Annotated in this window: 10 protein-coding genes; 7 read left to right on the top strand and 3 right to left on the bottom strand. The window is 45.0% G+C overall.

Annotation, left to right across the window (positions count from 1 at the left end; all coding sequences use genetic code 11):
* On the bottom strand, positions 1-1,227 hold a 1,227-nt coding region (locus ACJ751_RS16335), incomplete at its 3' end, for a carboxypeptidase-like regulatory domain-containing protein (protein WP_407746582.1).
* A gap of 259 nt (positions 1,228-1,486) precedes the next feature.
* On the opposite strand from ACJ751_RS16335, the gene ACJ751_RS16330 reads away from it, so the two are divergent.
* A complete protein-coding gene (locus ACJ751_RS16330; RefSeq protein ID WP_014218893.1) occupies positions 1,487-2,176 on the top strand; it encodes a cell division ATP-binding protein FtsE in 690 nt (229 codons plus the stop codon).
* Here the strand turns inward: ACJ751_RS16330 and ACJ751_RS16325 are convergent.
* Complete coding sequence (locus ACJ751_RS16325; RefSeq protein ID WP_407746580.1) at positions 2,157-3,278, bottom strand: glycosyltransferase; 1,122 nt, start codon at positions 3,276-3,278, stop codon at positions 2,157-2,159. The two genes, ACJ751_RS16330 and ACJ751_RS16325, sit on opposite strands and share 20 nt — an antisense overlap.
* Positions 3,279-3,281: 3 nt before the next feature.
* Complete coding sequence (locus ACJ751_RS16320; protein ID WP_407746579.1) at positions 3,282-4,367, bottom strand: glycosyltransferase; 1,086 nt, start codon at positions 4,365-4,367, stop codon at positions 3,282-3,284.
* Between the two features lie 263 nt (positions 4,368-4,630).
* Here ACJ751_RS16320 and rpsO point away from each other — a divergent pair, with 263 nt between their 5' ends.
* From rpsO to ACJ751_RS16290, 6 genes are all read left to right on the top strand, one after another.
* On the top strand, positions 4,631-4,903 hold the full coding sequence (gene rpsO / locus ACJ751_RS16315; protein ID WP_407746578.1) for a 30S ribosomal protein S15: 273 nt from the start codon (positions 4,631-4,633) through the stop codon (positions 4,901-4,903).
* Between the two features lie 172 nt (positions 4,904-5,075).
* Positions 5,076-7,220, top strand: coding sequence for a polyribonucleotide nucleotidyltransferase (gene pnp, locus ACJ751_RS16310; RefSeq protein ID WP_407746577.1), 2,145 nt, complete (start codon positions 5,076-5,078; stop codon positions 7,218-7,220).
* 140 nt (positions 7,221-7,360) lie between these two features.
* Positions 7,361-8,176, top strand: a complete 816-nt coding sequence (prmA, locus tag ACJ751_RS16305) for a 50S ribosomal protein L11 methyltransferase (protein ID WP_407746576.1) — start codon at positions 7,361-7,363, stop codon at positions 8,174-8,176.
* 79 nt (positions 8,177-8,255) lie between these two features.
* Positions 8,256-8,915, top strand: a complete 660-nt coding sequence (plsY, locus tag ACJ751_RS16300; RefSeq protein WP_407746575.1) for a glycerol-3-phosphate 1-O-acyltransferase PlsY — start codon at positions 8,256-8,258, stop codon at positions 8,913-8,915.
* A gap of 317 nt (positions 8,916-9,232) precedes the next feature.
* The gene (locus ACJ751_RS16295) at positions 9,233-10,051 is read left to right on the top strand and encodes a M48 family metallopeptidase (protein ID WP_407746574.1); all 819 of its coding nucleotides are present in this window, start codon (positions 9,233-9,235) and stop codon (positions 10,049-10,051) included.
* A 529-nt stretch (positions 10,052-10,580) separates the two neighbouring features.
* The coding region (locus ACJ751_RS16290) for an RICIN domain-containing protein (protein ID WP_407746573.1) at positions 10,581-12,557 on the top strand (1,977 nt) is incomplete at its 3' end.

Here is a 12,557-nt window from a genome sequence, read left to right as displayed (position 1 = left end):
CTGGATCCTTTCTACTGCAAAATAATCTCTTTTGTAATCCTGGTAAGAAAAGGAGGCATTGAGATTCCAGTTATTTGAAAGCTGGTGTTTTATGGTAAGTGTAGTAGTGGTTTGTTTCGTTTTATTGTATTGCCAGGGCGTACCAAAAAAACTGGAACGCTTTACATTTGGAATGTTCTTACCACCGAGCGTACCAATACCAAAATCGGGGGTGAAATTATCATTCAGGTAATCGCCTTCTGCCACTACCTGGGTACGTTTGCCCAGTTTGAACAGCAATGAAGGATTTACATAATACCGTTCGGAACTCACCTGGTCGCGGAAACTGTTTGCCTTTACATACGTACCATTAACGCGATAAGCAATGGATTTGGAAATGGGTCCGTAAATATCGAAAGCCGGTTTGTACAGATCATAGCTGCCGATACCCATCGATACTTCGCCGCCAAAGTTAAATTTAGGCTGTTTGGTAACCATATTCACCACACCACCGGGCGCTACCTGTCCGTACAGAATGGCGGCGCTTCCTTTCAACACCTCTACTTTTTCGAGGGAACTCATTTCGGGCACCACGCCTGAATTGATCCGAAAGCCGTTCTTAAACAGATTGGTACTTCCCAAACTATAGCCGCGGGCGCCAAAGCTTTCCTGCACATTGCCACGGGTAGTGGTCAGGTATACGCCGTTCACGTTCCTGATTACATCGCTCAGCTTTAATGCCTGCTGTTCGCGAATAACACCCTGGCCAATAACACTCAATGCCTGGGGTACATCCATGGGGTCCAGGGCAATTTTGCCCACACTTACCGGCTTATCGTTTAAAGTTTTGTGCTGAATTACAACAATCTCCTCCAGTTCTTTATGATTTTCGGCCAGGGTAAAGTTCGCCACCGTTGTTTCTTTGGCTTTTATTACAATGGCTTCTTCTTTTGTTTGCATCCCGGTCATGGTAACCTTCAGCATGTATTGACCGGGTTTGATATTTTTCAGGGTATAATTCCCGCTTTCATCGGTAAAGGTGGTGCGGTTGGCATCTTTCAGGGTCACTGTAACATAAGCCGCGGGTTGGTTATCAGTGGTTTGAATGGTACCTCTTACAATACCCATTCCTTTATCTTCCGGTGTTTCGGTTGCATTGGCTGCGTTTACGGCCAGGTTTATAGTTTGTGCAGTTGTTTGGTCTACAACAAAAAAAGCCAAGAGCACAAGGATATAAAATCTGTTCACTGTAGAGAAATTTTTTGCAAAAGAAAGAAAGATCAGCCACCTGCCTGTGCCGGATGCGGAAAACAGGTTACGCGATCGGGAAAAACTGGCTACAGGTTACCAATTTCAGGTTGCAGGAAGGTACAAAGTTCACGTTCTCATAGACTTAGTTTTTCGGGGCCCTGTAACGTGTAACCCGGAACCTGGAACAACTTCACATCTGCCATTTTTTCATAACTGGGGCGAATTACCTATTTTTGTTACAACTTAATGGATCAGTATGCAGGAGAACATCATCGACCTACAGCACGTAAATATCTATCAGGGAAATAACCTGGTTTTACAGGATGTAAACTTCCGGGTTCAAAAAGGTGAATTCGTGTACCTGGTTGGTAAAACCGGTACCGGCAAATCGAGCCTGTTAAAAACCATGTATGGCGACCTTCGCCTTAAAGAGGGGGATGGAACCGTGGTGGGTTTTAACCTGCGGGATATGGACTGGAAAAAAGTACCGTTCCTGCGCCGTAACCTGGGGGTGGTTTTCCAGGATTTTCAATTGCTCACCGATCGTAATGTAAACGATAACCTGCGTTTTGTGCTTCGGGCCACCGGCTGGAAGGACGAAAAGCTGATGGATGAAAAGATCCTTGATGTACTGGACAAAGTTGGCCTGAAGGCCAAAGGGTTTAAAATGCCGTTTGAGTTAAGCGGTGGCGAACAACAACGTATTGACATTGCGCGCGCCCTGCTCAATTCGCCCAAACTCATCCTGGCTGATGAGCCCACCGGCAACCTCGATCCCGAAACTTCCGATGAGATCATGCAGTTACTGTTCCATATCTCCCGCGATTATGGGACCGCTATTGTAATGGCTACCCACGATTATATCGTCATCAATAAATACCCAGCCCGTACGGTTCGTACCGAAAGAGGCCGGGTTATAGACAACGCTAAAATATCCATTGAATAAGACGCTGGGCATTGCGCTTGTTATCGAATGTGGAAAGCAGTAATGATTTCCGCAGGCGGATCTCTTCTTCTGCAAACGGCTGCCGGTTCAGTTGTACGATCTGGCTTTTAAACGCCGTGGCATTCGTTCCGATATGACAGGCCGATTCCAGTCCTGTGCTTTGTACCGTGGCTTCATTCACCAGGCAATGGCGGCCATTGAACAACGCGTTCAACAGTTTCAGTTTTACCCCGGTTACATTAAAGGAAGGAATGATGTTTATCTGCGCCTTTCCGATCATATCCTGCATTTCCTGTTCTGATGGATCGGCTACCACGCAGATATTTCCATATTTATTGGCAATGCGTTGGAGTCGGGGAGAGGGAGCTTTTCCGGCCACCACCAATGGGATCCGCAGGTCGTTAAACACTTTCTTTATTAACCAGATGGCCGCTTCTTCATTTTCATTCACCGACAGGTTTCCATGATACAAACAAAAACAACCCACGCCTTCGGGGGCAGAGATCTGTGAAAAGGGCAGGAACACGGGCAGCGTAGCAACCTGCTTTGCGCCAAACTCCTTTCGGTAGGTATTGGTATCCTGGTCATTTACGGCCAGGATCAACCCCTTGTTGGCAATGGTTCCTTCGTAGCGTTTCAACAGCCTGCTCTCGTTCAGGTAATACATTTTATGAAACAGGGAACGGCTGTTACGGAATAACTGTTTGTAGTATTTGTACTCTACGTTATGCAGTCGAATGATCATTTTGCGATTGTTGAACCGCTCATCGTGTAAGAGGAACGTACAGTGTACGCCTTCCAGTAAGATAGGATGGCTGTCCTTCAGCAACCGTTCTTCCAGCGTGGCATTGGTGCGCGAAGCCACTATATAAGGTAATTTATGCGAGAAGCCTTTATGTCCGCACTGGCGTGGGTAGTAAAGCACTTCGACACAATATTGCTCCAATTCGGCTTGTTGTGGCCGTTTGTGTTCAAAACAATGTAAATGGATTCGGATCCCCTGCTGATGCAGTGCTACCAGTTTGTAGAATAAATCAAAATAGCCGCCATGATCAACCGGGTAGGGTACGTCGAAAGAAATAATATGTAAGTGTTTTTCCACTGGCTAGAAAATGTTTTTATAGAACGCTAATAACTTTTTTTCTTCCTGTTGCCAGTTGATGGCTTCGCGTGCCTGTTTACAGTTTTGTTGCAATTGATTGTATAAATTTTTGTTATTCAATAGTTCATTCAACCGCTCAGCCAGTGTTTCCGACCGCAGGTCATCTATTAGAACAGCAATATTGTACTTATTGTTTATTTCTTTATAAGCCGGGTAATTCACACACAATTGTGGAATACCGGCATGCATATAGTCAAAGAACCGGTTGCCGAGGGAATGGTAGTTATTCATGCCATTGTTCTCAAATAAAGTAACCCCCACCCAGGCTTTCAATGTATATTTCTGCAGTACTGCAGGCAGTACTTTTCCTTTAAAAACCACTTTGCCTGCTAATCCATTTTCTTTTACGAGTTTATTGGCCTGTGACATAAAATTACCATCACCACAAATTACCAGCCGGGCGTTCACCCATTTCATGGCCGGGATCAGGGTTTCGAAACTACGGCCTTCATTTACCGCGCCCTGGTATAAAATGTATTTCTCCGGTTTATCGGGTATAGTAATGGGATGGAGCACGGGCACATTGCGTACCACTTCGTAGTTTACCTGGTATAAGCGATGAAATTCCCGGGCAATGGCATCGTTTACCGTATACCCATGTTTAAATTTGGGCACGGTAAAGCGTTCCACCCATTTCCATATTTTATATACCATGGGCCGGGTAACCACTTCTTTCATTTCACAAAACAGCTCATGGGCATCGTACACCCGGGGAATGCTTTTTAGCCTGGAGATAAAATAAAAGGGGAGAATGGTATCGAGATCGATGGCGCAAACCCCATCGGTTTTTATAAATAATAAGCAGAAAAATAACCGCAGATTGTATTCGAGGTAGCTTAATTTGCCGGTGCGAAAAAAGCAGGACAGTCTTTTTTGCTGAAAGGGGCGGGGAACCAGGGCAGGGGAGCCCGTCCATCGCCGGCCTATAAGGGTTACGGCATAACCGGCTTCGGCCAGGGATGTACAGATCCGTATCATCCGCTGATCATAGTTCAGATCGTTGGTAACAGCAAAAACAAGGCGTTTCATGTAGCCGGGTCAGGGTTTTTAGTTATAATTACCTGCGAATGAAGATATAACATTCAGTTTCAGGTTACAAGTTACAGATTGCAGGGGTTTCCCGGCGGGCTGAATTTGACGGCCCTGAAACTTGAAACCTGGAACCTGAAACGCCAAAAATAGTTCTTTTGCCAAAAAAAATTTCCCCATACTATCCACTCAATTAGAATTTATTATATACCTTTGCCGGCAAATTAAGAAGATAATTTCTGGATGTTTTTAAAAAAATTGAGATGCCTTATTTAACAAACGAGAAAGTTTCTAGCATTTTTGCACAATACGGTGGCAATGCAAAAAACACAGGTTCTACTGAGGGACAAATTGCACTGTTGACAGAACGTATCAACAGCATTTCTTTACACCTTCAACAAAATAAGAAGGATTTCTCTACTCACCGCGGCTTAATGCAACTGGTGGGTCAGCGTAAACGCCTGCTTACTTACCTGAGCAAACAAAACCTGCAAGGTTACCGCTCTTTAATTGAAAAACTTGGTATCAGAAAATAAGTGTATATTATAATAACAAACTATTCCCAACTGTTTTTTCGGTTGGGAATAGTTGTTTTTATTATATTTTTTCAAGACCATGTTGCTTAAATAACCGGTTGCCGATTACCTCCGCTCTTATTCCCACCTTGTTGCAGGATGTGATAGCGACCATTAAACTACATTTTACACTATGCTCTCTCAACCAATTAGCGTAACTTTTGATATAGGGGGCGGACGCGAGGTTTCTATTGAAACCGGCCGCCTGGCCCGTCAGGCCGACGGCGCCGTTACTGTTCGCCAGGGCAATTGTATCATATTGGCTACTGTTGTTGCCAATAAAGAGCCCAAAGAAGGACAAAGCTTCTTTCCACTGGTAGTGGATTACAATGAAAAATTTGCTTCAGCCGGACGTATTCCCGGTTCATTCTTCAAACGCGAAGGCAGACTGAGCGATTACGAAGTGCTCATTAGCCGGTTAATAGACCGCGCCTTACGTCCACTTTTTCCTGAAGATTATTTATGTGATGTTCAGGTACTTATAACGCTTGTTTCAAGCGATAAAGAAGTAATGCCCGATGCATTAGCCTGTTTGGCCGCTTCTGCAGCCCTGGCTGTTTCGGATATTCCTATTAAAGAAATTATTTCTGAAGTGCGGATCGCCCGCATAGAAGGACAATATATTGTAAACCCTACCCGTACTGAACTGGCTAAAGCCGATATGGATTTCATCATTGGGGCCACCGAAAAAAACCTGATGATGGTGGAAGGTGAAGGCAATGAATGTGCGGAGGAAGACCTGGTAAAAGCCCTGGAAATTGCCCACGAAGCCATTCGCCAGCAAATTAAAGCACAGCATGAACTGCGTGCCAAAGTGGGTGTAGCCAGTAAAAGGGATTATACCAAACCTGAGCAAAACCCCGAGCTGCAACAAAAAGTGGCCGATTTTGCAAAGGATAAGATCTATCAGATCTCCCGCTCTGCTTCTGCCAAACATGCCAGAAGTGAAGCTATCGATACTTTGAAAGATGAATTGATCGCCAGCCTGGGTGAAGATGCTGATGATGCCGTGAAGAAACTGGCTAAAAAATATTACGACGACCTGCAATGGGAAGTGGTGCGTAACATGATCCTTGACGATCGCATTCGCCTCGATGGCCGCCAGCTCGACCAGGTCCGTCCGTTGAACATGGAGATCGACATCCTGCCTTCTCCACACGGTTCAGCCCTGTTTACACGTGGTGAAACACAATCACTTACAACCGTTACTTTAGGTACTCCTTTAGACGAGTTGCTGGTTGAAAGCGCCGCTGTATCTGATTATACAAAATTCATTTTACACTATAACTTTCCGCCATTCTCAACCGGTGAAGTGAAAATGATGCGCGCCCCCGGCCGCCGCGAAGTTGGTCACGGTAACCTGGCCATGCGTTCGCTGAAAAAAATGATGCCAGGCAATGAGTATCCTTACACGGTTCGTATCGTGAGCGATATTCTTGAATCGAATGGTTCTTCTTCTATGGCTACTGTATGCGCCGGTTCACTGGCGTTAATGGATGCAGGTGTACCCTTTCCTAAACACGTAAGTGGTGTGGCCATGGGTTTAATCACCCGCGGAACCGATGGTAAATATGCCATCCTTACCGACATCCTCGGCGATGAAGATCACCTGGGTGATATGGACTTTAAAGTAACCGGTACCCGCGATGGTATTTGCGGTGTACAAATGGATATCAAGATCGACGGTTTGGCCATGAGCACCATGCGCGAAGCGCTGGAGCAGGCCCGCAAAGGCCGCCTGCACATTCTGGATGCGATGTATGAGTGTACTGCCGAAGCCCGTACTGAGGTGAAACCACATGCACCGAGAATGGAAAAACTGTTCATCGACAAAGAATTCATTGGTGCGGTGATCGGGCCCCAGGGTAAGATCATTCAGGAAATTCAACGCGAAACCGGCGCTACCATCAACATTGAAGAAGTTGGCAACTACGGTGAAGTAAGCATATTCAGCCCTGCTAAAGAAGGCCTGGAAAAAGCTGTTTCCTGGATCAAAGGGATCGTTGCTGTGCCTGAAATAGGCTCCGTATACGAAGCCACCGTAAAAGGCATTAAAGAATTCGGCGCCTTTGTTGAATTCCTGCCTGGCAAACAAGGTTTGCTGCACATCAGTGAGATCAGCTGGAAGCGTTTGGAAACCATGGAAGGTGTGTTGAAAGAAGGCGATGTGGTGAAAGTAAAACTGATCGGTGTTGACAGCAAAACCGGTAAGTTTAAACTGAGCCGCAAGATCCTGATGCCGAAACCTGAAGGAAAAAGACCAGAAAATCCAGCTTAGTTTTTAATTAAGTCTTAAGAATAAAAGAAGGCCTGTAGTGAAAATTGCAGGCCTTCTTTTTTTAGTTGACAAGTTAACCAGTTGACGAGTTAACTGGTTAACTTGTTAACTCGTCAACTGGTCAACTTTTCACATTTATCATGCAGAATTATATTCATATCAAATTCCAACCTGTATCAAAAGAACAGCAGGAGATACTGGTAGCGCAACTGAACGAATTGGGTTATGAAGGGTTTGAAGAAGGGCTAAATTATATCTCCGGGTATATTCCTGAAGACCAGTACAATGAAACCGACACTGCTAATTTGATCACAGGCACTGAAACCACCATCACCAAAGAAGTGATTGCCCCGCGCAACTGGAATGCAGAATGGGAGCAGAATTTTCAACCGGTTATTATTGCTGACTTCTGCGGGATCCGGGCGCATTTTCATGAACCCTTACAAGGTGTACAGCATGAAATAATCATCACGCCTAAAATGAGTTTTGGCACCGGTCACCATGCCACCACGCATTTGATGATACAAAGTATGCAGCAGCTATCCTTTGACGGTAAAAATGTACTTGATTTTGGAACCGGAACCGGGGTGCTGGCCATACTCGCAGAAAGACTGGGCGCCGCTTCTATAACCGCTATCGACAACGATGAATGGAGCATAAACAATGCAGCAGAAAATATTGCATTGAATCACTGTTCAAACATTACGCTTTCCCAGGCAGATTCTTTACAAATGTCAACAGAATTCGACATTATCTTAGCCAATATCAATAAGCATGTACTTATTGCAAATATGGCTGAAATTAAACAACATTTAATATTGGACGGCGTTGTAATTATGAGCGGGCTTTTAGCGGGAGACAGACCCGATATTGAGAAGTGCGCATTAAACAATGGATTATCAGTTGTTGATTGTAAAATGAGAGGGGATTGGATGTGTTTGCTGTTTAAAAAATAATAACCCCAAGAACCCAATAGTTATCAATTAATTAACTTTTTTTCCATATTTTCGTCATCTAACTTCAACCAACTATACAATGAAAGAGGTTTTACTCATTGTACTAGCATATTTGATCGGCTCTATTCCAACAGCGGTTTGGGTTAGTAAAGCGTTTTTTGGAATCGATATCCGTGAATACGGCAGTGGAAATGCCGGTGCTACCAATACTTTCCGTGTTTTAGGCTCCAGATGGGGCACTTTTGTCATGATCATTGACATGCTTAAAGGCGTGGCCGCCACCAGTTTGTATATTTTACTTCCTCATTATATGGGTGCAGCAAGTGAGCTCGATCGCACCAACTTCATGGTTGGACTGGGTTTAGCTGCTGTGCTGGGTCATATTTTCCCTATCTGGGCCGATTTCAGAGGCGGAAAGGGAGTTGCCACCTTATTTGGGATGATCCTGGCCATTCAACCGATAGTAGCCGTTTTATGTGTAGGGATCTTCCTGCTTGTACTGTATCTCACCCGTTTCGTTTCACTCAGTTCTATTTTAGCCAGCGTGGCTTTCGCAGTTTTCATCCTGGTTATCTTTAATGAAAAAGAGCTTTTATACCGGGGGTTTGCCATAGCTGTGGCGCTGCTGGTATTGCTTACCCACCAGAAAAATATCACCCGGCTGTTACGCGGCAGCGAAAGCAAAGTTCCCATCTTAAAATACCGCGACCGTCGCAAAGAACGACGGAGAAGACAATAGTTCCAGGTTTAAAGTTTAAAGTTCAGCGTTTGTTGGCTGTGAATTGGCATTTCCGATACAGATTGCCGACTCTGGCTGTTTTTCTCTGCCTTCTGCCCTCTGCCTCGTCCGCCGTCCGCGTGCCGCTGATCCGCCAGCTGGCGGAGGAGGAGCAAGCCTTGGGGTAGGTGCACCTTATTGTGGTAATATATTCCCACCCGAACAACAATCCACAACTGTCTATTACTTAATTTGATGGTGATGGCGCCATTTTATAAGTTTGTTGCTTAGGTTGGTATAAGGATTGTTTAAATAAATTGAAGTAAACACCCATAGAAATGAAACAAGTCATGCACAAAGCTATTCTGGCTGCTGTATTAGCAACAGGCATTGCTTCCTGCTCCCAGAACGCTGTTACAGGCCGTAGTCAGTTAGCCCTTTACAACGAAGCCGATATTCAGTCAATGGCTGCACAGCAGTACACCCAGTTCCTGAGCGAAAATAAGGTGGTAAGCACCAGCACCAATAAAGACGCTGAAATGGTGCGCAGGGTAGGCACCCGACTCACCAATGCCATTAACAAATATTACACGGAGAAAGGCCTTTCAAAAGAACTGGAAGGCTATAAATGGGAATACAACCTCGTCAACTCCAAAGAAGTGAATGCCTGGTGTATGCCCGGGGGTAAAATTGTAGTGTATACCGGTTTATTGCCCATCAGTCAGAATGAAGCAGCCCTGGCGGTTGTATTGGGCCATGAAATTACGCACGCCCTGGCCCACCATGGTAATGAACGGATGAGCCAACAGGCTATACAACAAATGGGCGGTGCTGCTTTGCAAACCGCCATTGCCAACAAGAGCGCTGTAGCACAAAATATCATGATGAGCGCTTACGGTATTGGTTCCAATGTGGGCGCCCTGTTGCCCTTTAGCCGCAAACAGGAGCTGGAAGCCGACCATTTCGGTTTGATCTTTGCGGCCATGGCAGGCTACAATCCGCAGGAAGCAGTTCCTTTATGGGAAAGAATGAAGGCCGCTTCCGGTGGTTCAGCGCCTCCTGAAATTTTAAGCACCCACCCGGCCGATGATACCCGGATTGAAAAGTTGAAGGAATTGATGCCTGAGGCCTTGCAGTATTACAAACCAGTGAAGTAGTATATTATACCAATGATATTTATAAGAGGCTGTCGATTAAAGACAGCCTTTTGTTTTTTACGATAGTTGACCAGTTGACCGGTTGACGAGTTAACCAAGAAAGGCAGATTGATAGTGTTGATGATTGACAGAATGTGTATAACCAATGCTGGCATTAACGTTTTTTATGATCTCTACCGCAAATCTGGCACATAGCTTGTCTTTGTACCTCGTGTAAAAAAGCAACAGCATCTCCCTAATTAAAGCTGTTATACTGTAGCGTGGTTAAGGCCATAATCCACTCACCATTTCCGGTTGTTCCCCACACCGGTTGTAAAGTATAACAATACCGTGTTAAGGTCCATTATCCATTTTGTAGAAAGAAAGTTATTTAATTCTAATCATGAAACTTATTCTTGGTTGATGCCTTTCCGTGAAACGGCAAACGGCAAACGTGAAAAAATCCAACCTCGCTATTAGTCGAGAAAACCAAATCCAGGACTTCCTTTCACGTTTCACGTTTTACGTTTCACGATTAAACCCGTTATTTATGACAAAGCGGAAATTACTCTTACTAATCACCGTTGGAATACTGCAGCAGTTACATGCGCATTCGCAACAGCCTATATTGGGTTTGGAATCTTATTTTGAAGAAGCTTACTGGCGATATCCGAATATTCCGCATGGATTGCTGGAAGCAACGGCTTATTCGGCTTCCCGCCTTACGAATTTGCAACCTGCCTTACATGATGCCGACAATTGCACCGGCATGCCGCAACGGTATGGTTTGTTTGCATTGATAGAGAATGGTAAAGGCTATTTTAAAAATACCCTCAAAACGGTTTGCAGCAACAGCGGCATTACGCCCGATCAATACAAGAATGATGTTCGGTTACAGGTACTGTCTGTGGCCAAATTCCTGAGTCGTGAAGCAAGTTTTAAAAGCCTGGATGTACGCATCAGTATCGAAGGCTTTGCTGTGATCTTAAATGAGCTGGCTGAAATTCCCAATGACAGTTCTGCTATCAATAATTACGCGTTGGCCCTGTTTAAATATGATATATATGATCAGCTGCAAAAGGGTATTAATACCCCTTCGCTGAAAAGAGCGCCGGTAAAAGTGCAACTGGAGCAAATATTTCCGGCGCCTTTATTACAAAAATTACAATCACCTGCTGTTGACATCACCATTGAAAAAGACAGCCTGGTGATACAAACGGCTGCCGCCGGTAATACGTCCCTATTCGCCGCTAACAAACAGCCCGCTGTTGCAGTCACTAATGAACAAACAGAAGCTGATTATCCATCGGCTGTTTATGTAATGGCGAATACCAATAATTATCAAAGCGGTCGCAATGGAACAAAGGTTACGCATGTAACCATTCATACGGCGCAAGGAAGTTATGCCGCCACTATTTCCTGGTTTAAAAATCCCGGCGCCCATATGAGCTCCCATTATATCATTCGTGCTTCTGACGGACAGGTAACGCAAATGGTAAAGGAAAACGATATGGCTCTGCATGTACAAAGCGCCAACGCGTATTCAATAGGCATTGAACACGAAGGCTATATTGAGTATGGCGATAAATGGTATACCGATAAAATGTATAAGGCTTCGGCTGCGCTGGTACGTAACATCTGCACCCGGTATGCTATTGATACAACAGCCTGCTACAGCGGACTGGCCACTACCAATTCCAATGCACAATCTGGCGCCATACATATAAAAGGACACCAGCATTTCAGTGGTAATGCCCAAACCGACCCGGGCAAATACTGGAACTGGACCAGGTATGCCGAGCTGATCGTGGAGAAAGAAACTGCCGGTAACGAAAAGGAAATACCATTTGCCACCATCGCCAATGGCGTGTACCGCATTACCAACGTAAACAGCAAAAAAGTAATGAACACCCGTGACTGTTCGGGCAAATCATTAGCGCATGTAACCCAAACAACCTGGGATGGAAAGGACTGTCAACGCTGGCGTTTTGACTATGCAGGCGATGGCTGGTACAAGATCACCAACCTGGTAAGCGGCCGTGCACTGGAAATACCTGGCGGCACAAAAGAAAATGTTCAGCTGCTTTTAAAAGATGCGAAAGAGAACGACAACCAACTATGGCGGTTACTCGAATCCGGCAGCAAAGGAGCAATGCGGCTGGTAAACAAGGCCAGTAACAAAGTGCTGGATGTATTTGCCGGTTCTGCCAATAATGGGGCGTCGGTACTGCAAACAGCCTGGAAGGGTAAAACCCGCCAGCAGTGGCTTCTTACGGCCATAAATGAGTCAGCCGAGGGGGAAGACAATCACTTTAAACAAGTGAATCTGGATTCAACAGCAACGGTGCTATTCCGGCTAAGCAATGAAAATATCGATATGATTATTTCTTCTGTGATTTTGATTTGCCTTTTGGCAGAAGGCAGAAATTTCAGCTTTGAGATTTCCGATTTCTGGCGATCTGCTTTCAGCGTTTATCAACGCTTTTACATTGACTTGTCAAACAGACACATATATTCAAAAAGATAT

This window comes from Niastella sp. (genome assembly GCF_045805085.1).
GTDB lineage: Bacteria > Bacteroidota > Bacteroidia > Chitinophagales > Chitinophagaceae > Niastella.
This window is presented reverse-complemented; position numbering and strand designations above follow the sequence as displayed.

What these genes read in the sequence shown, in the direction of transcription:
- ACJ751_RS16295 (WP_407746574.1), top strand. Translation starts at nt 9,233, where the DNA reads ATGAAACAAGTCATGCACAAAGCTATTCTGGCTGCTGTATTAGCAACA.
- ACJ751_RS16320 (WP_407746579.1), bottom strand. Translation starts at nt 4,367, where the DNA reads ATGAAACGCCTTGTTTTTGCTGTTACCAACGATCTGAACTATGATCAG.
- pnp (WP_407746577.1), top strand. Translation starts at nt 5,076, where the DNA reads ATGCTCTCTCAACCAATTAGCGTAACTTTTGATATAGGGGGCGGACGC.
- rpsO (WP_407746578.1), top strand. Translation starts at nt 4,631, where the DNA reads ATGCCTTATTTAACAAACGAGAAAGTTTCTAGCATTTTTGCACAATAC.
- ACJ751_RS16330 (WP_014218893.1), top strand. Translation starts at nt 1,487, where the DNA reads ATGCAGGAGAACATCATCGACCTACAGCACGTAAATATCTATCAGGGA.
- plsY (WP_407746575.1), top strand. Translation starts at nt 8,256, where the DNA reads ATGAAAGAGGTTTTACTCATTGTACTAGCATATTTGATCGGCTCTATT.
- prmA (WP_407746576.1), top strand. Translation starts at nt 7,361, where the DNA reads ATGCAGAATTATATTCATATCAAATTCCAACCTGTATCAAAAGAACAG.